The sequence below is a fragment of the Oryzibacillus soli genome, from assembly GCF_051594765.1.
In the GTDB taxonomy this organism is placed as follows: Bacteria; Bacillota; Bacilli; order Paenibacillales; family NBRC-103111; genus Paenibacillus_AR.
On sequence record NZ_JBPPGJ010000015.1, the window covers coordinates 42,650 to 66,046 of the forward strand.

Genomic DNA, 23,397 nt, shown 5'->3' on the forward strand with positions numbered 1-23,397 from the left:
AGGCGGCCTAGCTGTAACGGACGGTATAACCCAGTGGGTCGGTCCGAGTCAACAGATGCCCTACCGCGTCATAGGTCATGTTGGTGGTTTTACCTGCGGCGTCAGTGGAGGCGGTCAGATGCCCAAAGGCGTCGTAAGTGTAGGTTTCGGTGTGGCCTTCACCATCCGTCTTGCTCGTGATGCGGTCCATCGCATCGTAAGTCTGTCGGATTATGCTGCCATTAGGCGCGCGGGTCTTGATGAGACGGCCTTTGGCGTCATAGCTATAACGGGTCATATCGCCGTTGGCGTCCTCAACCTGGATCAGATGCCCGGCGGCATCGTACGTGTTCCGGGTCGTACCGTTCGCCGCATTCGTGATGGTAATGGGGCGGCCGTTCTTGTCGTACGCATAGCGGATGACGTGTCCGTTGGCATCTGTGGCGGTTTCAAGCTTACCATTCGATCCGTAGGTGTACGTTGTTCCGGCTCCTAGCGGATCGGTCTCCATCAGGACGTTTTCGTTGGCGTCGTAACTCAACGTCGTTTTCCCGCCGAGCGGGTCCGTACCCAGGATCAGACGTCCCGTCGAATCGTAACCAAGCTTGGTGATGCCGCCCAGGCGGTCCGTTTTTTGTGTAACGCGCCCTGCCGCATCATACGCATACGTGACGAATTTCCCTTCCGGATCGGTCTGTCTCACCAGGTGGTCTGCGGGATCATAGCTTAGGGTGGTCACGTTGCCCTGCGGGTCGATGGTCTGGCTAAGCCGGCCTTTGGCATCGTAGAGGGTAGTGGTCACATTCCCCAACGCGTCGGTGACGGCGATCAGACGATCTTCTGCGTCATAGGCGTAACGAGTGATGTTGCCTTGAGAGTCCGTTGCTGTGGTTCGCTTGCCGTTCGCATTGTACGAATAGGTGGTGGTATGACCCAAAGCATCTGTCCGGGACAGCAGATCCCCTATTTTGCTATAGGTCATGGTGGTTGCTCCGCCGAGAGTGTCCGTTACGCGAATCAGATTACCCTGATCATCATAGGTGTTCGTCAAGGTTGCCCCCAACGGATCTGTGATACGGACAAGACGTCCCGCCCCATCATAGGCATAGCGGGTGACGTTTCCTAACGGGTCTGTCATCGCAGTAAGCTGACCCGATTCGTAGCCGTACCGGATGACAGCACCGTCGGCTGTGGTTTTGGCGATTAACAGCCCTTGACTGTCGTAAGTCAGCTCCGTCGTCTTTCCGTCCGCATCCGTTGTGCGGATAAGGTTGTTAGCCGAATCGTACATATTGGTGACCGTATGGCCGGCACTGTCGGTAACGGTGAGCAGATTGCGGCGCTCATCGTAAGTCATGACGGTGGATCCACCGGTAGCATCGGTAACCTGAAGCAGGTTGCCCTTGGCGTCGTAGGTCATCCGCTGCGTGCCCCCAGCCGCATCTGTGGAGCTGGTCCGGTTGCCGTCCGCATCATAGGTGTAAGAGGTGGTCCCTCCGACCTCATCGATGATCTGAACCAGCCGGTATTGGCTGTCATGGATCAGCTTGCGTACTTTTCCTTCCCGGTTGGTCACGGTGGTGATCAGCTTGCCGGGTTGGACGGCTTCGTCATATTCCAGGATACTGACCTGATCCAGAGCATCCAGCTGGCGGATCACCCGGCCCTGGCTATCATAAGTATTCCGGAACAGCCGATTTCCTTCGTTGTCGGTTCCGCTCATCACCCGTCCGTCGGCGTTGTAGGTGTAGACGATGGTTTTGCCGCCTGCGACGCTCAGTTGAATCAGATTCTTCGCCCCATCGAAGGTGAAGCTTACTTGCCGACCCAAGCTGTCGGTCACGCGGTTCAAGAACCCATTGGTGTAGGCGAAGTCCAAGTATTGTCCGGTGATGCGCTGGCTCACCCGCTGCAGGGTGCCGTCCGGGTTGTAGGCCAGATCGAAGCCTTGGCGGCGTCCGTCAACCTGGGACAGGAGTCTGCCGGCAGCATCGAACGTATAAACACTCTGGTCGTTCCGTTGTAAGGTGAAGGTCCCATCCGGGTTCCGGACCAGAATATCCCGTTTGACCGCGGCTTGGCTGGAGGTATACGTATTCGTCCCGGTGAGCCAGAAGGTATTCTGGCGGTTCGCATTCCACTTCAACTGCAGGCTTCCGTCCGGTTGGGGTTCGACCCGGGTCTCGAACTCATGGCTCCAGCCTCTTCCCAAGGGACCTTCTGCCAATAACAGGGAATTGTAGCTCAGATTGAGGGCAAAAGGCTGGCTGCTCTGCTGTGCTAAGAACGTATGGTGAATCACGTGGGCCCCCGTCGAGGTATCGATGGGATCCGCCAGTAGAGACTGCCAGTCCACTTCCTTCGGGTCCAGCTTACCCAGTTGGATGGCGGAGACCGTTCCGGAGATGGAACCGTGGGACGTCAGCGTGATCTTGCCCCCGGCAGGTCCGTTCACCCGGATATAGTAATGTCCGGAAGCTGTCGGCTTGAAGGTGACGGTATTCTTCCCACTGGAGGGTGTAGCTACTGCGGTGCCGTTGTAGGCATTGTAGATTCCAAAAGACGATGCTCCATCCACCGTTAAGGAGAAGGATCCTTCCCGCACCAAAAAGGTCGCATACCAATTGTACCCATCGGTGCTGAGTGTGCTCTCTTGTTTGCCTCCGTCGCTCTTCAGTTGTTCGAAGACTGTAAAGGCTACAGACGCGGGCTGCTCTGGCCCGAACACTCGCAGGTAATATTCCCCGCTGGTCGTGATGGGATAACTCAAGGTGATCGCAGTGCTCCTGCCGATGTAGGTGCCATCCGGTGCATACAGGGCAATACCTTGTCCGGTGCTCTCGGCGAAGGTGTATTCCTTGCCGGCTTCTAGAGCGACCTTGTAGTAGGCGCTGTCGTTGGCCGGTATGGAGTTGGTGGCGGTTCGGACGTTGCCGGGTTGTCTATTAAGGGTGTAGGCTTTCTCGAAGCTGGATCCGTCCCAAGCCGACCACGTAACTGCCTCTCCATTGCTGCCGAATATGACTACGTAATATGTCCCTGATGTCGGTGCCGTAAAGGCTACTCCATTTGTCCCCTGTGCTACCTGACTTCCGCTTCCCAAGCTGCCGCTATAGATCTCTACCCTTCTCTGTGACGATCCCACATCTGCTTTAATCTGTACCGTTCGGTTTGCCGTTAGTTCAAGGGAATACCAAGATGATGACCCGCTTATTGTACTTTTGCTTGGTCCCGGTATTCGAATTTCCTCCGATAGGTAGGCGGTGTAGTCCCTTGTCGTATTGCCCCCTTGGATTTGGATGTAATACGTTCCGCTTTGATCCGCCGTAAAGCTAATCTTGGAGGTAGCACTCGATCCAATCGCTTTTTTGTTGCCGTCATACACGGTAACACCAGTGCTTCCTGCTGCACTGAAAATGTAGTTTCGTTCTGCCGTTAGCTGGATTTGATAATATCCTTCTTCGTTTGCTGGAAGTCTAATGTCCTTTCTCCACCAACTCCCCCTCGACTCCATGGGATATGCCTTGTCCATTGCTGTTCCGTCTGTAAGGACTAGAACAACCTTCGTACCCGGGGTCCCGATTAATCGAACGAAATATTTATTTGAAGTAGGTACATAGAGATTTATATCATTAGTGCCCTGTGCTAGTAGTTCCCCGTTCGGGCTTTTACCATAAACTTGAATATCACCGCTATAGTTGGAAGTCTCCCCTATAACCGATAAACGGTAAGTCCGATAAGCTGTAAGTTCAACCTGGTAATACAATTCTTTATTGCTTCCAATTACCCCGATTTCACTCTGAAATGGGGTTAGTAGCTTCATATCAGTCGTTACTCCTACACTGCCACTGGCCCCCGACACATTCCCCGCCGCATCCTTGGCCTTCACCGAGAACGTATACGAGGTGTATGGAGCAAGACCCGTAATCGTAGTGGAGGTCGCATCACTCACACTGGCAACAACGGCTGCGCCATTGTAAATTTCGTATCCCGATACCCCGACATTATCCGTCGAAGCCGTCCAGGACAGGCTGACCGTGGTATCTGTTTTCCCCGTTACCGTCAGGTTACCCGGCACGGTTGGCGGGGTCTTGTCCGCCAGGGTTGAAGCACAAATCGTAGTGCTGAAGGCGGAGCGATTGCCGGCTGCATCCAGGGCCCGAGCCTTGAACGAATAGGCCACACCCGGACTCAGACCATTTGCCTGGTAAGTCGTTTCGGTTACCGTGGCCGCATAGGTCTCATCCCTATATACCTCATAGCCCGTAACGCCTACATTATCCGTAGAAGCCGTCCAGCCCAAACTGATGGAGCTTTCACTCTGACCTGCAACTGCCAGCCCAGTTGGTACACTGGGTGCTTCGGTGTCAACTCCCGGCTTCGTCGTGATGCTCAATGGGGAGCTCGGCATGGATACATTTCCTGCCGCATCCGCTGCCTTCACGGTGAATACATACACCGTACGGGCTGACAATCCCGTCAGCTGATAACGGTACGTCGTTCCGGTCACCGTTCCCGCCGACACACCGTCCCGCTCGACCTCATAGGAGACCACGCCGGCCAAGTCCACAGAAGCTTCCCATGTCAATGTGACCGAATGGTCGGTCACTTCCACCGCTTGGAGGTCCGTCGGTGCACTCGGAGGTTCAGTATCCGGAAGAAGCATCGTCGGAGCCGATGACGCCGCAGCCGTCCCAACCGGCCCCATACTTCCTGTCTCCGGTATTCCCTGCGCGCCACCAACCGGAATCAATGAAGCTCCCGGACTGTATATGCTTGAAGTAACCGTATCCGCGGCCGCTTCGCTTCCAGCGGGAACAGCCGCTTGTTCCCCTCCGTTCTGCACCGTCCCGGCGTAAGCCGGTTGGCCCTCCATACCGATTCCCGGCGGAACCCATCCGGCCAGCATGCTGATACATAATACTCCTGCAAGGATCTGTCGTAAGATCCTGTATCGCTTCCTCACTAGTCTGCCACCCCTATGGTTATGATTAACATGATTGGTAAACACCACCTTTCAGTCTATAATAGGAAAATCTGTTCGAAAATAACGCAGGTGCGTTATCGACACCCGTAGCCCATATCCGATACGTCCATGTTTGGATGGATATCCATATAAAAAACCGGAGACTCAGCTAAGTCTCCGGTTTTTTATACGTGAGAAGCATAGTATCGGATTATTCCAATGAACACCAAAAAAACAAAACAGATAAGCCCTAGCACTTTGATTACATCTAGAGGCTTCCTTCCTTTTCCGAAAAGTGCCGGGTTTAACTTGCTCTTTATTAATTCACTGAACCGATTCACTTCAGTCAGGTCAGTAAATTGATGCTTCATAAAAACAAGTGCAGCTCTATTTTTCAATAATAGAATATAGGCATCCCCATTGGTAATGACTTTATGAATCTCGTTCCAGAGATACATACCTGAGTGACGGTCCGACCGATATCCGATTCCACGATTTGTGATGTCGTATACAATTCCCGTCCTAAAGACATTGTCCTCAGTGAACGTTCTTTTTAGATTGCCCTTCCTTCTGCGTATCAGCATGAAAGATAAGAAAATTGTTAGTAGGAGAGTTGGGAGGAGATTAAGCCCTATAACCATATCTTCTCCCTTTACTAGAGGCACAATTACAATAAATAAGAAAAACATACCGTATAATATTGAAAGACCTCTGAAAGTACTATTATCCACCATCTTCGAAATCTTGACGTATTCATCAATAGATAATTTGGTAACGTGTGTCATGATCACTTCCGACTCATCTTGAATGGAATACATACGGATGCCTCGCATTCTTTAAGACGTACTTACAAACCATATCCTGATCTATACATATATAGCAATCATACACATGCATTACACAACAAAAAGAAGCCTGCCGAAACACTCCGGCACGCCTCCATTTTCCATCTATTCTATTGTCACCGGCTCCACTGGAACCCGACGCCCTCCAGGAACGCTTTGGCCAGCGTCATGTGTCCGATGTGGTTGGGATGCACCCGGTCCCAACTGACGGCCGCCGGGTACATGTGGGCCAAGAGGCGGTTGAACGCCGCCTGGGTATCCACAAGCACCGCGTCGAACTCGTCGGCCAGCCTGCGGATGACGGCCCCGTACTGATCCATCGTATGCCGCATGGCATCCTGGGGATTCGGCTCCAAGTAATACGGCGTCATCAGCACCAGTCCCTTGAGCGACGGGCGTACCGCCTGAAGAATCTCCCGCAGGGTCGATTCATACTCCTCCAGGTAGACATGGCTTTCCGGCATCCGGGGCAGGTCATGCTGCCGCCAGACGTCGTTGATGCCGATCATGACCGACAGCCAATCGGGCTTCTGGTCCAACACGTCGGTGGTCCAACGATTCTTCAGGTCCCGGGCCGTGTTCCCGCTGGTTCCCATATTGACAACCCGGATCATGTAGTCCGGATACACTTCGCTTAACAATGCGTCTACATACGAGACATAGCCGCGGCCGAGGGCATTGAATAATCCTTCCCCGACGGGTTTGGTTCTTTCGCAATCGGTGACCGAGTCGCCGATCATGACGAGCTTATCGCCTTTCTCCAGCTTGAGCACGAGATCCTCTCCTTTGTCCTTTTGGTTCCGTTTCCATCATACACCTTTTGGATGCGGGAGATAGGTACATTTTTACGTTTTTTTTGCGTATTTCAACTTTTCAGCCGGGCGATGGCCAATCCGTCATAGGCGGGAAGGATAGTGCTCTCCAGTCGGGGATGGGTGGCGATAAGCTCGTTGAACCGGCGGATCCGGCGGGCGGACTGTCCTTGATCCTCTTCATGCAGCGTTCTCCCCCGCAGGAATGTATTGTCGCCCACGATAAGCGCTCCGGGGTTGCCCAGCTTGATGGCCATCTCCAGGTAATTCACGTAATTCCCCTTGTCCGCATCGATAAAAAAGAAATCGAACCGCTCTCCCTCCGCTTCGAATCTCCGGAGCTCGGCGAGTGCCTCGCCGACCCGGTATTCCACGCGGCCGCCAAGTCCGGCGCGGGTCATATTTTCCAAAGCCAGATCGGCAAATTCCTGCTTCAGCTCGAGGGAATACAGCTTGCCGTCCTCCGGCAGGCCCCTGGCCAGGCAGATGCCGCTGTAGCCGCCTAGGGAACCGATCTCGATGATGCGCCGGGCGCCGGAGGTCCGGACCAGAAGGGACAAGAGCCTTCCATAGCCGGGAGCGACGGAGATGTCATGGATGCCGCGCTCGGCCAGAGTGGCACCGACCTGCTCCAGATCGGGGTCGGCGGCGTACAGCGATTCAATATAGGCCTCCTGCTGCTCGCGGGAGTGAGTGGGACGTTCCTTCATGGGTTCTACCTGCCTTTTTTGTCGGGTTCGGGGGCGGTTTGGCATTACATGCCGTTTTCGCCTATACTAAGGTATTATATCGGAAGCGAAGAGAAAAGAGGAACGGTAAACATGGCAAAGCTGCAATTGATCGCAACCGCCCCCATGGGGCTGGAGGCCGTAGTGGCCCGCGAGGTGAAGGATCTGGGGTATCACGATGTCATGGTGGAGAACGGTCGGGTGACCTTCTCGGGGGACGAGCTGGCCATCTGCCGCTGCAACCTGTGGCTCCGGACATCGGACCGCATCCTGATCAAGATGGGGGAATTCAAGGCGACCACCTTCGATGAGCTGTTCGAGGGCACCAAGGCGCTGCCTTGGGACGAGTGGATCCCCGAGGACGGGGAGTTTCCGGCGGAGGGCCGCTCCCACAAGTCCCAGCTGAGCAGCGTTCCGGCCTGCCAGGGCATCGTGAAGAAGGCCATGGTCGAGAAAATGAAGCTCCGCTACAAGCGCGACTGGTTCCCCGAGGACGGTGGCCGTTATGTGGCGGAGGTGTGGCTCCTGAACGACGTCGCCACCCTGACGCTGGACACCACGGGTGCCGGCCTCCATAAGCGGGGCTACCGCAAGCTCGTCACCGAAGCGCCGCTGAAGGAAACCATGGCGGCCGCCATGGTGCTGCTCTCCCGATGGAGACCGGAACGGCCGCTCTACGATCCGTTCTGCGGATCGGGCACCATCCCCATCGAGGCGGCCATGATCGGCTGGAACCTGGCACCGGGGCTGCGCCGGTCCTTCAATTCGGAGACTTGGCCGCGGATCGGCCAGGCGCGCTGGGAGGAGGCCCGCAACGAGGCCATCGACTCGGTCCGGGATGACATCCCGCTGGAGATTGCGGGCAGCGACATCGACCCGAAGGCCATCGAGGTGGCGCAGGCGGCGCTCAAGGCGTCCGGCTTGTCCAAGGAGATCAAGCTGGAGACCCTGCCCGTGGCCAAAGCACGCCTGCGCGGAGACTACGGCTGCGTCATCACCAACCCGCCCTATGGGGAGCGGATCGGCGACCCCGAGGAGGTCCAGATGGCTCTGCGACAGCTGGGCTCCCTAACCGCAGGATCCCCCACTTGGTCCACCTTCGTGCTGACGCCGAGCAAGCAGCTGGAGCATTACTTTGGCCGCGCGGCTACCAAAAAGCGGAAACTCTTCAACGGGCGGATCGAGGTCGCGCTGCATCAATACCTGGGCCCGCTTCCTCCGCGGGACAGGAAGATGAGCCTGGATCAGGAATAGGTTGAGACATACAAGAAGCCCCCGGGTCCGGGGGCTTCTTGTTCTTGCTTGATTATCCGATTACCGAATCGATGAACCGCTCCAACGGCGCCACATCGGTCATATTCTTGTTGCATTCGCGGCTGTCCGTGCAGATATAGTTGCCGACGGACTTGTAGTAGTCAGGCGCAGCATGCTCCGGCCTCTTCTTGGATATGGCCGAGAAGAGAGACAGCTCTTCGAACCGGTTGCATACGAAGCAGAAGTTTTTTTTGCTGGTGGCGGTGAATCTGCCTTCCACCCCGACGAATTGTGTGCCGTCATGGTACACGATGAACATCTTGTTGGTCGAGATATCGATCCAGCTCAGGTAGGATACATACCGGAAGTCGATGGCCGCAAGATCGGGCAGCTTCAGCTTCTTGTTCTTCGGGAAGAGCTTCCGGATCTGATTCTCGGTGATGGCAGGAAATTCGAGCAGATACGGCTCCAGCGCCTGGATATAGTCGTGGAATTCGTCAGCCGTCTTCAACTCTGAGATGGATTCCAGAAGTTTCTTCCGGTTGTCCGTTACGTCAGGGAACAGCTCGGCCACCTTGGCCTGTGCGCTGCCGCGTACGGATTCGAGGATCTTCGGATCTCCCACCGTCCGGAGTGCGCGAAGCACGGTATCGGCCTGATTCTTGATTGCGTTATATTGATAGTTTCTAATAAATGGTCCGCCCATGGACGTCAGCCCCTTATTGGTATTGGTAAAACGAATAAGGTGCAAAGCCATTATTAGAAAACGACCGTTCCTCATTTCGGGCGACTTGATGACACCTGGCCGGCCCCCCATGCAAAGTATCGCCTCCAAATTAGGCTTTGCATGAGGCTGTTCCAATCAGGCAATCTCTGATTGCCATCAGTACCACCTCCCGTTCATCGAATAGGTCCATTATATCCGAACGGAAGGACGAAAAACAGCCATCCCCTGGGATGAAACGATGGAATTTTTCAATATAGCCGAAGATTCGGTTCGCCTGCTCCTGCTCCCTACAGGGTCAAGCGGTAGAACCGGCAAGTGTTCTCGAACAAGATTCTCCCGGTCTCCTCTTCCGTCATGCCCTTGACCCGGGCAATCTCTCGAATGGAATCCCGCATCATGGCCGGATGCGTCCGGCGCCCTGCGTATGGTCCCTCGAACGGCCACGGACCGTCGGTCTCCACCATGAGCAGATGGATGGGATATGCCTCCACCAGCGAACGGGTCCTTTCCTTATACACCACATCCGGCGTGACGGAGATGCAGTAGCCGTTCGCCCTCATACGCTGCAGAGCTTCCGGACTCCCCTTGAACCAGTGGAAATGGGCCCGCCCGACTCCATGCTTCTCCAGCAAATCACACGCCAAGTGCGCGTCCTCATGAACGGCGTGCAGCACCAGCGGCTTCTCCAGCTCAGCCGCCAGTTGGACAAAGCGCTCCAGCAGCTCCACATAGGGCTCCTGATCGAACGGCTCCCCGGAAGCCTCCGCTTCCATCCGCGTATAATAGGGAAGCCCGACTTCCCCGACAGCCGCCATCTCCTCCCGATGCTCCCGAATCCAACGGAAGTACCGATCCATCTCTTCCCGTGACGGCAGGACCTGTTCCGGATGGTAGCCGAACGCCGCGAAGACATGTGAACTCGCACGCTTCTTAAGCTCAAGAAGCTCCCTGGCCGACTCCGCATGCATGGAAACCGCGATCAATCCCTTCACCCCGTGATCGTCCAGAGCGTCCAGCAGCTGTTCCCGCTCCCCCGGTTCATACAGATCCAGATGAATATGCGCATCGATCATCGGATGCATCATCCGTCCCTCCCTCCGGCCCGGATCATTTCTTCTTGTACAACACGTAATCGATGAATCCGCCTTTGCCCGACGCTGCAAAAAACAGCTGGTACTCCCCTGCTTCGTAGCACAAATACCAGGGCACCTCCCCCATCTCGTCCGTTCCCTCGTAGAGAGGCAACCCGATGGCGGTCTTCACATCATCGATGGAGAAGCGGGCGCTGTCCCCCGTAATCACGATGGAGCTTACGCTTCCGTCCGGGTTATGGAAGAAGTAATCATAGTCAAACCACGCCTCATAGCCGAAATTATGCCAGTTCCCGGTCTTATGGGGTTCGCCGTACTCCCGGTGGACCGCATCCTTCGCCGCGCCGATGCCGTAAGGAATGCCCTGAAGCTTCCCGGACGCCGCGGCGGGCAGGAAGCCGGCATCCAGCTGAAGCTTGCGACTCAGGTTGGTGTCTTGTACGGTGATTGTAGTCGTAGCTTCGTCGAATTTCACCAGCGCGCCCATGCTTTCGGCGACAAAACGAACCGGCACGTAAGCATGATCTCCATAATTCAGCGTCACATACCCGTCGCCGATTTCCTTCGCCTTTCCGTTGAACACATACTTCGCGGGATACAGATAGGACTCCGCCACATCTGTAGCATACACGGCCGTTGCGGCCGTCAAGAGGACCCCGCACAATACTCCAGCTGCAAACCGTTTCATCCGCCATCGCTCCCCATGCCTGAATTCTATATCTATATGACATGGCCGGCGCTCCAAATGTTGCACGATAGAACGTCATCCCGCCCGCCGGAAGACGGGCCGAACGGCCAGAATATGGTCCCCCCGGAAGGTACGGGGCCGCTTGGCGGACATGCAGTACGCATACACGAGTGCGCCGCTTACCTTCCGCACCTGGATGAGCCGCTGGGACAGCCGGCCGTCCTGTGCCAGATATACGATCTCAACGGTACGTCCTACATACTTCTCCATTTGCACCGCAATCGCCCCCATTCGCAAATAAACAAGAACGTCTGTTCTTATTTTATCCGAAAAGCGAACGGTTATGCAATCAAAATGAAAAAAGACGAACACCGGAGTGTCCGCCTTTCTCTTGACGGTCATTGGACGCGATGAACTTGAACAGATTGGTGGACCGACCCGATGATCGTGATCGGAACATCCTCCCGCTTCTCCACTCCGTTGGCATAGATCAGCAGGAAGTGAACCGTGCATGTTCCATTGGGCAGACGCTCCGTCAACGAGCCCAGCCGTTCATCATACAGCTCCCCGGTATAAACTGGGTCCGTTCCCGCCTGCAGCAGCACGGCATCGATCCGGATCAGCCCTCCGTCCATCGATTCCTCCTCCAGCCAGGCTCTGGCTTCCCGCACCGGAGCGGGCGCAGCGGTTGTCTGCACCAACAGACGTTCCCCGGAATAAAAATCCTTGGGCACCGTCTCCGTCTGGTGCCCCAGCTCCTGATGCCTCCGAAGCCATTCGGAGGTATGGTTCACCTCCGAACGAATCGTTAACGGAGCGGCGTGAATCGTTCGGACCGCTTCGTCCGTCAGCAGTCCGTCCGATACCCTGAGGCGGACCCGATAATCTCCCGGAAGGGAGAAGCGGCCGAGCCATTCCGGTCCGGAGCCATGTAACACGTCCCCGTCCGGAGACTCCAAGCTCCATTCGTAAGTCAACGGATTGCCGTCCGGGTCAGTGGAGGTGCTGGTGATTCGTACCATATCTCCTTCCCATACCGGCTGAGGGAGCCATTGGAAGCTGGCTAGGGGCGGCCGATTGGTCAAGATCCATTGGGGCGCCGACCAAGGGGATTCCGCCCCGTCCTGATCCCAGACCTTCACTTCGATCTGAAGCTTCATTCCTGCGGGAAACGGATCGGCAATCTGATGCTCATCTTCCGGTTCGGTCGTAGATTTTACGAGGACCGGAGATTGCCAGATCAGGGTTTCGTCCGCTTGACGGATCCGGATCTGGCGGGCGGTGAACACCGTGTTCGGATCCGGATCCTGCTGGCTCCAGCGAATCAACGGCGTCTGCGAGGTCAAGGCCGGATCGTAGAAGGTACCGCGGGGACTCGCAATCTCAGCCCATGGGGGCAGATTGATCCGGAACCATTCGGTCCGGCTCCAGTCCGACCACATCGCATCGTCGTGATCCGTCACCTTCATCCTGACGCCGAGCACCTCGCCGGTCGGCAGGTCCACCGGGATCCGGCAGCCGTTCCAATAGGAGGTGCTATTCTGATAGGCGTCCCAGCCGCTGTTCCAGACCATGGTGCCGTCCGGCCGTATGATCTCCAGGTAATACTTGTTGAAATGAAGCCGGTCCGGATCCGTCTGATACCAGCTGATGACCGGCCGCCTGTCGGATTGAATCACCGCAGGCACGGCTTCGGTGCCGAGCGGATCCGTAATCGCCACTGACGGCTTATCATTGATGGTCATCCAACCGGTATTGGACCACGGGGACCAAGCATTTCCGTCATCCTGGACCATGACTTGGACCTGCAGCTTCCGGGCCCCGGGCAAGGCCGTATCCACGGTCCATTCCCCCGTCGGGGCCGCAGTATTCTGCTGAACCGTCCGGTCGATCAGCACGGTCCCCCATTCCTCCTTCACCGTAATTCGGACCTGTGTGAAGGTTGTGCCGGGATCCGGGTCGCTCTGGCTCCACCGGATGGTGGGGGTATGGGTTGTCGTTGCTGCCGGCTGAATGTACGTGCCGTTCGGATAGGTAAGGACTGCAGCGGGAGGGCCGTTTGGAGGTAGCACCTCCACATAGATGTCCCTTTCGTACCATTCCGACCATGCCCCGTACTCGTCCGCAACCGCCTGCCGAAGAGTGTAAGTCCCCGTTTCCGAGGGCCTTGCCAGCTTGCCGCTCAGCGTATTTCCGCTCGGAGTCGTATAAGAGTACAGATACCGGTAGATTCCCCGGTTCATGGCGAATTCCGGCTTCTCCACGGAATAGCGGGTTTCGCTCAACCACCGGTCCGGATCATAGCTTTGATCCGCATACCCGATGGTATGATCCTCCTTCTGCCACGCCGTAAAAAGACTGACCGGCCTGCGGTGGACCGCCACAAGCTTGGTGTCCGGATCCGCATAGAGACGGAAATCTTCGTAGGCCGGATCCGGGTAGCGCTGATCCGTAGGGGCCGGGTCATCCGGCTCGGAGAAGCTAACCCGGAAGATCCCCACCTTATGGATGCTCGCAAAAGGCGTGTTCACCACCCGGTTCTCGTAGGAGTTGGCTGCGGCCGTATCGGATTTTCCGTCGCCGGCGTCCAGGAATTTCTGCGGCTCCAGATTCGTGAACGTCCACGTCCCCAACTGCGGAATGGCCGGATCATTGTCCGGGTCTGTGAACCGGACGCTGTATTGGATCGGAGCATCGACCAGCACCACATTGTCGAGCATCGTACTGCTTCCCGCAAACTTCTCGACATGATAGTGCTTCATGTACAGATTGGGAGCGTTGGCAAAGATACCGTATTTCCCGCTTGCGAACTGGCTGTCGTACACATCGATCATGGGGACGCCGTTCACGGAGACAACGATGTGGTTCCGCAGGAGTTTAACCTTCAACTCTGAGTACTTGCCGGCGGGCAGCGGGAACACTTCTTTTGCAAGCTGTGTCCGTACCCCATCCACGGTTTTGCTTAGGACCACTCCCTCGGGGGCCAGCTCCGCTTGATAGAAGTTCCGGTTATCCTGTTCACGGAAGGTAATCCCGGCCCCGACCTCGTTTCCGAAGGTGGTATCCGTATACCTCACGGAGACGTACAAGGAACCGTTTTCCAGGTCAGTCGATTGGTCCACAATGTTTCCGTAGGTGTACCGGTTCCCGGAAGTGCTGCTTCCGGAGAAGGAGAATTTACGAATGCCATAACAGTTGTCATTCCAATCTTCCCCATCTCCATCCGTATCAAGGCTACCGTACCACAAATAGCCTTCTCCATCTCCCGTAAGGACAATCTGCGTTCGTCCGCCGTTGTTGTAATTATTGCAAAGGGGGCCAAGTCCCGTTGCTTGAGGGCCCGTAGTCATCAGTTGAGCACCTGTGACCATATCGTACACCCTTACTTCATGCCTGGATGCAAGAACGTTATAAGGGCCCCATTGTGAGGGTTGCTGTTCTACTACATAGGACGGGAAGGGAATCAAGAGCTTTCCATCCGCTGTCATTTCCCCTGTGGTCGTATCATTTACGTTATTGCGAGAATTGGAAGATCCAGATGTCACATCCAGTAAGGTCTGACCCGTGCGAATATTGTATAGGATATGATGGTTGGTGTACTTGGTATAGGAACTGTCCGACCACGGGATCTGTGTAGGAGTAAGCGCCGTGTAGTAGATGACATCCTGGTATTGTTTTTGGAAAATGGGTCTCCAGGTAGAACTGCCATACCCATAATCGAGTCTAGGCCCTGTACAGCCGATACACCAACCCGGAGCGCCGTCATAGAAGGAAAAATCACTGTACGGGATTTGCCCGATATACGCCCCGGTTACGTTGTCATAGATGCCGTCATTTGTGATAATCTTGCTGTTGTCCTGCGTGACATATACGACATCCAACTTGGGTGCTGCATGATAATCCACCGAATTAGAGGATTGCGCTTTATTGGTATATACCTTTGAACCTGTCCAAAGTATGTCTCCCGCCGGACTTATTTTTTGAAGGTTGCAGGAGTATACGGTAAAGATATATGGATTCCCGTCATCATCCCATCCGCTTGCCTCCTGTCTGGACGTACACGAGAACCCATAAGAGTTCCCCTGTTTATCCCGGAAGGACGGCAGCGTTTCTGGGGTATAGCTCTTTGACCCACTGTTGTTAAGATTCCATGTCGGCAAAGGACCATCCGGTTTAACCAGATGAGCCGGTTCGATCCATCCTGCGGGTGGCGGGTTAGTCGGAATCCAATAGGCCGCATATTGCCCTGGGACCGAATACCCTGACCACCTTGTATAAGGACTCTGATAATAAGGGGAATCATTCCCTCCTACCAGACTCGATACCTTGTATAGCTCATCCACCACGTAACCCAACTGCGGACATTTGGTGTAATCATAGTTACATTGATTCGGATGAGACACTTTCCGAACCCACAGCATATCCGCTCCGGGATTTACCTTCACGTAATAAGACCATTGTTGACTAGTCTGGGGGTTATACGTTCGGGCGGTATTGATTCTGGCATCAAAGAGGTGGAGGAGCATTCCATATGGTGCATAATTGCTGTTCGAATCCGCCTCGAAGAAGTACCAGAAATTTTTCCCTGCACGGGTCTGCATGGGAATATATTTCCCTTTATGCCCCATGTGCCAAGGAACCTTTGTATCAAACCCTGTGTTGGAAATGGTAAAGGTGCCGTTGGTTGGAATGTTGTACAGCTGGGTTTGACGATCCGGTGCACCAAGCGCTTGTTCGGTAGCATCATAGAACAGGCCTGGAAGACGGCTCGTTTGTAGGGTGTCCTCTACCCGGAACCGGTTGGAATCCGTCAAAAGGTCCGCCATGCTGTATTGGATGCCGTCCACAACCGGAGGTAGGGGGTTCTCCCCTTTCACGTCAATCTGGTTATCCGGCTGCCGGTTCACGATATCGAAGGGAATTTCCTTCGACGCCGATTTCCCCCAATCTTCTTTGGCGTACACCTTAAGGACGCAATGGGCCAGCTTGTCCGGGGTAAAGACCATATTCCCGTCCGAATCCCGGGTCAGCGTCGTGGCCGGATCATCCGCAAAGCTGCCGTTGAAATTGGTGTCGCAAATTACTGTATCGCTTCGCTCGACCAAGATATCTCCGTCCGGACTGTAGGACGTATCCTTCATGTTCATCGGAACGCCGCGAAGCCCCTTAGACGGCAGGGTGGCATCCGCCAGCGGTGGGAGATCCGGAAGGACATTCAATGTGGCCGTGGCCGGAGATAGCGATCGGAGCCCCATACTGTCGGTGACGTCCAGCTTGATCGGGTAGGCTCCAGCCGTCGGGTATACCGGGAGCTTGGTCCCGTACCAGTCATAACCGGAGATGGTGTAACCCTTCGGGCTGTAACTGTTTGTCCCGCTGATATCCGGCGTAAACGGTCTTCCCTCCACTACTTTAGGTGGAAGCGTGATGATCGGAACCGGGTTCGGGGCAATCACGCTGATCCCCGCCCTCACGGTGTTGGAATTTCCGCAACGGTCCGTGGCGGATACTTCCACATAGTGCGTACCCATATCCGCTGTCGTAAGGATCATGCTGAACGGGAAAGAGAACCGGTTATCGTTTACCCATGGTTGGTAGTCCGTGTAGTATTTCTTCAACCAAGGGTCCCGCGCAGCTGCGCCCTCCCAATCCCACATGTAATAATAGGAATCCCCATCAGGGTCATATGGTGTGGGTGGATCGTCAAGCGACTCCTGGATAATCTGAACGTCCAGCCAATCCCCAGGGAACGCGGAGTCCAACCGCTTCATCGCTCCGGAGTTGCCGTGATTGACAAATCCAGCCGTGAATACGGGGGCCCGGTTCGAAGGTCCACAAGTGGGCGGGGACACAATCTCGTAGGTCTTCGGCCCGTCTGTAGCGGTGCCTCCACAGGTAGAGACCACCTTCAGCTTCACCGTTACCGTTCCGGTAGTTAGCCACTTGGGCCAAGACGGAAGCCCTCCAATGGAGACGGTCCCGTTGTTCGTGACGGTAGTGGTATGCCCGTTTTGGGAAATGGTCCAGATATATTCCTTAAGCGTACAGCCATTCCCACCGGACACGGAGGAGCCAATCGGCTTCGCCAGGTTCGAGTCCCCGAAGCTCACCACCGGGTGCTCAAACTCGAACCGGGCTATGACTTTTTCGGGCTGCTCTGTGGGGGCAGGGGTTGGCGTGGGTGAGGATGATGCAGAAGGGGATGGAGAAGAAGCCGTAGGCTCCTGGTAGTACACAATCTCCATCTGATCGTATTGATACACCCTGGATTGAAGTTTCACTTCCCACGCTGAATAATAACTATTGACCAAGCCAGATCCGCCTGAATAGGGTTCCTGTTTACGCGGTTCCACACGATAGAATGCATCGAACCAGTATTTCAATTCCCGGTTCTCAAAGTCTATGCTGACCGTTCCGGAATCCCCTATATCTCCAGGAGGGATATAGGAATCATCAACATCCATCATTTTTTGATACGTTGGGAGAAGGTATGTTAATTTTTCTACTGGGAAACTATACCCACCCCCATCCAAATACAAGGGAAGGTCTCCAGTCTTGTGTGTCCGCCCCTCATAGCCAACAGCATAAGGCGCAGAGTCAAATTGTAAATTGGTTGGGAAAGGACTCCCGGTTGGTTGTTTGATGAACCTTGCACTAGCTTGGGGTTTATCAAAGACCCCATCCGTTCGAAAATAGTGTCTGTACCCATCCAAGTCGTACATCCACACTCTTGTATTCGTCGGGTCGCGAAACCATTTGAATAAACCGTCAATTTGAGTGATGCTGCCATCTAACGGTATTTCCACACCAGAAATATTTCCGAGCGAATATGTGTCCGATTCCGTTTTGGACAACTTTTTAATTTCTTCTTTGGTAGCTGATTTCCGAAGAATGACTTTCGTAACCTTTTTACCTGGATCGGGCGTAACGCTTACATCTCCATAATATTGGGTTGCATTATTGGAAAAGGCGTAGTAGCTACCCTCTAACACAACGGAGCTCATTTGCACATTCCCCAATACCTTTTCTTCAGCTTGAACCACGTTACTAGGGATAAATACATATACCACGATGACAGATACAAGCAATAATAAAGCGATTAGGGAGATTCGCTTTCGGTTGTATTTCATCCTATCTCACCAATGATGCATCCTTAGTCAATGTATAATTTGCGACAGTGACTGGTTTTTGCCCATAATCCTCAAAGCGGTGATAACCAATGTTAAAAGAATTTATAAACGTGCTCCTTACTACTTCTTTCGGTAATAGTTTTCCTTTCCTGTAAACAAACTCCTTATTACTGGTCCCCGAAGGTATTGAGAAGGCAATTTCACTTTTCCCATTTCTGGTGAAGTTAATAGCTGAGCTGCTATGCAAAACATTGTCAACTACCATGTTATTTGAGTCATAATAAAAGCTGGTGGATGCCTCCATATATCCATGTCTGCTTAATGTTTCTACCCCGCTATAATCCCTTACAAAGATGTGATTCACCGTAACGATCGCGTATGCGCCTCCTGGAATAGGAAGTCGCTCCTCTCTGTTTTTTCCAAATATTGATACTTCATTGCCTGCCAAGAGATGCCGATATGGATCGTTGCTATCGTCCGTGTCGATGACGAAGGGGCCCTCGGACCAGTGTTGAACGTCGCCATTTTCGACCTCTGAATGAGCCAAACTTGGATTGAACCGATTCTCAGGCCGGGTCTTTTGCACATCAATATATATCCCATCCAACATCGATTCGAGATTCGTCCCATGCCACAGCACCTCCGCCCGGCTCACAGCGTATTTGTCTGCTGGCAAACTCTTCCCGGCCTTTACGTCCAAGACCCTCTCGATGATCGTCACCGCTTGCGCCCGGGTAGTGGTCCCCCCCTCGTCCAGCGTTCCTGTCTCATCGGTGCCCTTGATTAATCCCTTCTGCGTGGCCAAGTACATCCATTTCTTGTCCTCGCTGTTCTTCTCCCCCGCAGCTCTAGCGGCCATGCGTGCCATCTCGGATCGGGTCATGGGCGTCTTCCAATCACCAGAGGTGAAGTCGCTCCATGCGTGTATTTCCGAAGTCACAGCCGCATTCACATAGGGCACATACCAATCGGACCCTGAGGCAGAACCGACTACGGGTATTTTCAAGGCACCGATCACCAGCTTGGTGAACTCGGCCCGGGTGACCTCCGCTTCCGGCCGGAAGGTACCGTCCTCATAGCCGTTCACATACCCTTTCTCTACAGCGAGTCTTATGGCGGATTCTGCCCAATGTCCCTCCGTGTCCCGGAAGGCCGGTTTGCCGGCAACCGCCCACTTGTCCGTATCGCCGGTGTTCATCTTGATCCGCTCTGCATCCCCTGCATTCCCCTGGGCCCAGGCCCATCCCATTCCCCCAAAGCCGACGCCTAAGACTAATAGAATTCCGATCGCACTTTTCGTCCACATGTTCATCCTTGTATGTATCCTCCTACAATGGGCAGAATGGCTGCCATGAATATACTCTTCTCTATTACAGACGCCGGAAGATCTTGGATCATTCGCTCAAACCGAATGTCGTTACCCCCTATCGACAATTTTCCAGAGGCCATATAGCGAATTATGCAGGAAATGCAATAATTTGTCAGTGACAAATTCCATCCCGTCTCCGATTTCATAAAGTCGCAGCCACCGACATCGCCGATTGATTCCATTAAACCAATAAGGGGGTGTTACTATGGTGCCAAAAGAAGCTCTGAAAAAGAGTCAATCGGATTGTGCTGCTGTCAAAACCTGCTTTTCTCGCCCCCTCCCATATCTTCCATCTGATCAACGGCATATTTGCCTTTTGTTCATTATTTTCCCTTCATCGGACTCGATGAAAGGCATTTATGCCTTTGGTTGAAATTGATATGCCCCTTATTCCACTCTACCGCGTAACAGGCGGCATATGGGCCTTTGATCTCAGATTTTGTATGTGACCCGAGCAACCAGCGGCATTTATGCCTTTGGTTTGTGTTAACCGAACACACCAAGCGATCCGTGGTTTTTTTGTGACCCGGGCAACCACCGGCATGTATGCCTTTGGCCTATGCTTACCGCACAAAAAAGCCCCGAAACCACAGCACTCAGCTGCAGTCCGGGGCGGTTCTTCCGCACACGTACACGAGAATCATCATCCAGTCTTTCCATACCCTTCCACTATAACCGGGAACCGCCCATTTGGCAACCCCTTGGATCCATCCGCTTTTCTTTTCCCGCCGGATTCCTTACAATGGGGACATTATATGCGAAGCTGCAAAGGAGAGGCCTTTTTACGTGAAAACTCTAGTCTTAGCCGAAAAACCAAGCGTCGCCAAGGACCTGGCTCGGGTGCTGGGCGCCAATCAGAAGCATAAGAGCCATATGGAAGGCCCCGAATACGTGGTAACCTGGGCGCTGGGCCATCTCGTCGAGCTGGCTGAGCCCGAAGATTACAACCCATCCTACAAAACCTGGAATCTGGAGGATCTCCCCATCCTGCCGGACCGTATGAAGCTGAAGGTCATTCGCGAGACCTCCCACCAATTCAAGGCCATCGAGCAGCTGTGCAAACGCCCGGACCTATCTGAACTGATCATCGCCACCGACGCCGGGCGGGAGGGCGAGCTCGTGGCCCGCTGGATCATGGAGCTGGTCCGCTGGCGCAAGCCCTTCAAGCGCCTGTGGATCTCGTCGCAGACCGATCAGGCCATCCGCGAGGGCTTCGCCAAGCTGAAGCCGGGCCAGGACTACAACCGGCTCTACCAGTCGGCGGTATGCCGGGCGGAAGCGGATTGGCTGATCGGGCTGAACGTCACCCGGGCGCTGACCAGCAAATACAACGCTCAGCTCGCCGCCGGGCGGGTACAGACCCCGACCCTTGGGCTTATCAGCGCCCGGGAGCAGGACATCCGCTCCTTCCGCCCGGTGGATTATTGGCTGCTCCAGGCTGACCTGGGCTCCTTCCAAGCCCTATGGAGACACACCTCCACAGGCGAGCAGCGTCTCTTCGACCGCTCTCAAGCGGAGCTGCTGCTGGCCAAGATCCGCAGCAAGCCGGCCCAGGTCCAGCAGCTGAAGCGCACAGAGAAGACCATTCCGCAGCCTCTGGCATATGACCTGACGGAGCTGCAGCGGGATGCCAACAAGCGCTTCGGCTTCTCCGCCAAGACGACTTCCGGGCTGCTGCAGCGCCTCTACGAGCAGCACAAGCTGGTGACATACCCGAGGACGGACTCCCGGTACTTAACCCACGATATGGTGCCCACTCTGAAGGGCCGGCTGCAGAGTGTTGCCGTCGGACCGTACGCGGCCTTGGCCCGTCAAATTCTGAAGTCCCCTCTGCACACGACCAAGCGCCTGATCGATGACACCAAGGTCACGGACCATCATGCGATCATTCCCACGGAGCAGTTCAACAACCTGAGCGCCCTATCCAACGAGGAGCGCAAGCTGTACGACCTGATCGTCCGCCGCTTCCTGGCTTTGTTCCTGCCCCCGTGCCGCTTCGACCAGTTGGCCGTTACGCTCGACATCGGCGGCGAACGCTTCCACGCCACCGGCTCCGTCATGAAGGAACCGGGGTGGAAGGAAGCGTACGGTGCCAGCGACTTCACGGACCCGGATCAAGACGACGAGAACGTCACGCAGGACGACCTGGCCGATCAGCAGCGGCTGCCCGAGCTGCAGCCCAACCAGACGCTGCCGGTGAAGCAGCTGAAGGAGCTGGCCCGTCAGACCCGTCCGCCGGCGCGCTATACCGAGGCGTCCTTGCTGACCGCCATGGAGAAGCATAACCTGGGCACCCCCGCCACACGGGCGGATATTATCGAGAAGCTGGTCAAGACCGACACCATCGAGCGCCAGGGCGCAAGCCTGATGCCCACCGGAAAAGGACGCCAGCTGATCGAGCTGGCTTCCCCCGAGCTCCGCTCGCCGGAGCTGACCGCCAAGTGGGAGCAGGAGCTGGAGAGCATCGCGAAGGGCAAGGGCAGTATGGACGCCTTCCTCGCCTCCATCCGCCAACAGGCAGCCCAGCTCGTCCAGGAAGTGAAAGCCAGCGACACGGAGTACAAGCCCCATAACCTGACCCACAGCAAGTGCCCCGAGTGCGGACAGGCGCTTCAAGAGGTGAAGGGCAAGCGGGGGCGCATGCTGGTCTGCATCAACCGGGAATGCAGCTACCGGCGGCAAGGGGAGCCTACGGTGACCAACCACCGCTGCCCTCAATGCCACAAGAAGATGGAGATTCACGACGGCAAGGCGGGCAAGTACTTCCAATGCCGCCGCTGCAACGTGATCGAGAAGCTGGAGAACACCACTGCAGGTCAAGGGGGCCGGCAAGCCAAAGCCCGGGCCAGCAAGCAGATGGTGGAGCAATTCAGCGACAACGTCCAATTGAGCGGCGGGTTGGCTGAAGCCCTGAAAGCCGCGCTGGAACGCAAGCAGGAATAGCAGGAAGCCTCCGAAACCATCTGAAGAATCAGGTGGAATCGGAGGCTCTTCTTTTGAAACCGGGATCGGCATGCTCCGTATGAAACATCACACCATCCATGAGGAGGTCCTGCCTTGGAAACCTATGAATCCCGGCTGAACATCCGTCTGGATGCCTGGGAGAGAGACGTCCTTCGTCCTGCCGGTCTTCTGGAGCGCACCTCCAAGAAGGTCCGAGAACGCATCAACGCTCTAATCCCCCAAAAAGTCCACGACGCCATAACGGCCGCCGTCCGGACCATCGTCCGCACCTCCCTGTTCGGTGCGGAGTATACCCCGCGGCGCAGCGTTGAGCACCTGGACCTGCCCTTATCCGACGAGACGGCGGAGAAGCTGATCTCCACCTACCAGAAAGTGGCCGCAGCCGAAGGCGCAGGTACGGGCGCCGGCGGGTTCATGCTGGCACTGGCGGATTTTCCGGCGCTAATCGCCATCAAGATGAAGCTCCTGTTCGAGCTGGCCCATGTCTACGGCTATGACACGAAGGATTTCTCGGAGCGGATTTTCCTGCTTAAGGTGTTCCAGTTCACGTATACCTCTCCCGCCCGCCGCAAGACCCTCCTGATCGAGCTGAAGAACTGGCCCAACGAACGGGCCCGTTGGTCCCGGGACCAAGAGTTCTACGCATCTATGGATTGGGAGGACTTCCAGAAGGAATACCGGGACGCCATCGACTTCAAGAAGATGCTTCAGTTCATCCCCGGGCTCGGGGCGGTTGCCGGTGCGTGGGCCAACTACTCCATCGTGGAGGAGCTGGGAGAGAACGCCATGAACCTGTACCGCATCCGCCGGCGCATCGATGAGCTGTCGCACTAAGGGGCAAGAC

General features: G+C 55.2%; 13 protein-coding genes. 3 read left to right on the forward strand and 10 right to left on the reverse strand.

The features are described from left to right. Positions 1-7: 7 nt before the first annotated feature. From ACSEXW_RS19720 to ACSEXW_RS19735, 4 genes are all read right to left on the reverse strand, one after another. A complete protein-coding gene (locus tag ACSEXW_RS19720) occupies positions 8-4,888 on the reverse strand; it encodes a fibronectin type III domain-containing protein (protein ID WP_438447891.1) in 4,881 nt (1,626 codons plus the stop codon). A 242-nt stretch (positions 4,889-5,130) separates the two neighbouring features. Next, positions 5,131-5,730: a YcxB family protein gene (locus tag ACSEXW_RS19725; RefSeq protein ID WP_438447892.1), complete on the reverse strand. Its 600-nt coding sequence runs from the start codon at positions 5,728-5,730 to the stop codon at positions 5,131-5,133. 176 nt (positions 5,731-5,906) lie between these two features. Continuing rightward, positions 5,907-6,530: an SGNH/GDSL hydrolase family protein gene (locus ACSEXW_RS19730; protein ID WP_438448006.1), complete on the reverse strand. Its 624-nt coding sequence runs from the start codon at positions 6,528-6,530 to the stop codon at positions 5,907-5,909. A gap of 125 nt (positions 6,531-6,655) precedes the next feature. Beyond that, a complete protein-coding gene (locus tag ACSEXW_RS19735; RefSeq protein ID WP_438447893.1) occupies positions 6,656-7,312 on the reverse strand; it encodes an O-methyltransferase in 657 nt (218 codons plus the stop codon). A gap of 111 nt (positions 7,313-7,423) precedes the next feature. On the opposite strand from ACSEXW_RS19735, the gene ACSEXW_RS19740 reads away from it, so the two are divergent. After that, positions 7,424-8,584: a THUMP domain-containing class I SAM-dependent RNA methyltransferase gene (locus ACSEXW_RS19740; protein ID WP_438447894.1), complete on the forward strand. Its 1,161-nt coding sequence runs from the start codon at positions 7,424-7,426 to the stop codon at positions 8,582-8,584. A gap of 52 nt (positions 8,585-8,636) precedes the next feature. On the opposite strand, the gene ACSEXW_RS19745 is transcribed toward ACSEXW_RS19740, so the two are convergent. The 6 genes from ACSEXW_RS19745 to ACSEXW_RS19770 all read right to left on the reverse strand — a co-directional run bounded on the left by ACSEXW_RS19745 (position 8,637) and on the right by ACSEXW_RS19770 (position 19,532). Beyond that, the gene (locus ACSEXW_RS19745; RefSeq protein WP_438447895.1) at positions 8,637-9,290 is read right to left on the reverse strand and encodes a FusB/FusC family EF-G-binding protein; all 654 of its coding nucleotides are present in this window, start codon (positions 9,288-9,290) and stop codon (positions 8,637-8,639) included. Between the two features lie 308 nt (positions 9,291-9,598). Further along, positions 9,599-10,396: a TatD family hydrolase gene (locus ACSEXW_RS19750; RefSeq protein ID WP_438447896.1), complete on the reverse strand. Its 798-nt coding sequence runs from the start codon at positions 10,394-10,396 to the stop codon at positions 9,599-9,601. A gap of 22 nt (positions 10,397-10,418) precedes the next feature. Beyond that, positions 10,419-11,090, reverse strand: a complete 672-nt coding sequence (locus tag ACSEXW_RS19755) for a stalk domain-containing protein (protein WP_438447897.1) — start codon at positions 11,088-11,090, stop codon at positions 10,419-10,421. A gap of 75 nt (positions 11,091-11,165) precedes the next feature. Further along, entirely contained in the window at positions 11,166-11,360 is a 195-nt protein-coding gene (locus tag ACSEXW_RS19760; RefSeq protein WP_438448007.1) for a hypothetical protein, read from the reverse strand. A 128-nt stretch (positions 11,361-11,488) separates the two neighbouring features. Continuing rightward, positions 11,489-17,200, reverse strand: a complete 5,712-nt coding sequence (locus ACSEXW_RS19765) for a glycoside hydrolase family 78 protein (RefSeq protein WP_438447898.1) — start codon at positions 17,198-17,200, stop codon at positions 11,489-11,491. Positions 17,201-18,221: 1,021 nt separating this feature from the next. Then, positions 18,222-19,532, reverse strand: coding sequence for an S-layer homology domain-containing protein (locus tag ACSEXW_RS19770; RefSeq protein WP_438447899.1), 1,311 nt, complete (start codon positions 19,530-19,532; stop codon positions 18,222-18,224). Positions 19,533-20,375: 843 nt separating this feature from the next. Between ACSEXW_RS19770 and ACSEXW_RS19775 the strand changes: the two genes are divergently transcribed. Both ACSEXW_RS19775 and ACSEXW_RS19780 read left to right on the forward strand, forming a co-directional pair. Then, positions 20,376-22,532 carry a DNA topoisomerase III gene (locus ACSEXW_RS19775; protein WP_438447900.1) on the forward strand — a complete coding sequence of 719 codons (2,157 nt, stop codon included), beginning with the start codon at positions 20,376-20,378 and terminating at the stop codon, positions 22,530-22,532. Positions 22,533-22,646: 114 nt separating this feature from the next. Further along, positions 22,647-23,387: an EcsC family protein gene (locus tag ACSEXW_RS19780; protein ID WP_438447901.1), complete on the forward strand. Its 741-nt coding sequence runs from the start codon at positions 22,647-22,649 to the stop codon at positions 23,385-23,387. Positions 23,388-23,397: the final 10 nt, after the last annotated feature.

Excerpts from the sequence above, each read along its gene's own strand:
- ACSEXW_RS19745 (WP_438447895.1), bottom strand. The coding sequence starts at position 9,290 with ATGGGCGGACCATTTATTAGAAACTATCAATATAACGCAATCAAGAAT.
- ACSEXW_RS19735 (WP_438447893.1), bottom strand. The coding sequence starts at position 7,312 with ATGAAGGAACGTCCCACTCACTCCCGCGAGCAGCAGGAGGCCTATATT.
- ACSEXW_RS19740 (WP_438447894.1), top strand. The coding sequence starts at position 7,424 with ATGGCAAAGCTGCAATTGATCGCAACCGCCCCCATGGGGCTGGAGGCC.
- ACSEXW_RS19730 (WP_438448006.1), bottom strand. The coding sequence starts at position 6,530 with ATGATCGGCGACTCGGTCACCGATTGCGAAAGAACCAAACCCGTCGGG.
- ACSEXW_RS19720 (WP_438447891.1), bottom strand. The coding sequence starts at position 4,888 with ATGCTGGCCGGATGGGTTCCGCCGGGAATCGGTATGGAGGGCCAACCG.
- ACSEXW_RS19760 (WP_438448007.1), bottom strand. The coding sequence starts at position 11,360 with ATGGAGAAGTATGTAGGACGTACCGTTGAGATCGTATATCTGGCACAG.
- ACSEXW_RS19750 (WP_438447896.1), bottom strand. The coding sequence starts at position 10,396 with ATGATGCATCCGATGATCGATGCGCATATTCATCTGGATCTGTATGAA.
- ACSEXW_RS19770 (WP_438447899.1), bottom strand. The coding sequence starts at position 19,532 with ATGAACATGTGGACGAAAAGTGCGATCGGAATTCTATTAGTCTTAGGC.
- ACSEXW_RS19755 (WP_438447897.1), bottom strand. The coding sequence starts at position 11,090 with ATGAAACGGTTTGCAGCTGGAGTATTGTGCGGGGTCCTCTTGACGGCC.
- ACSEXW_RS19725 (WP_438447892.1), bottom strand. The coding sequence starts at position 5,730 with ATGACACACGTTACCAAATTATCTATTGATGAATACGTCAAGATTTCG.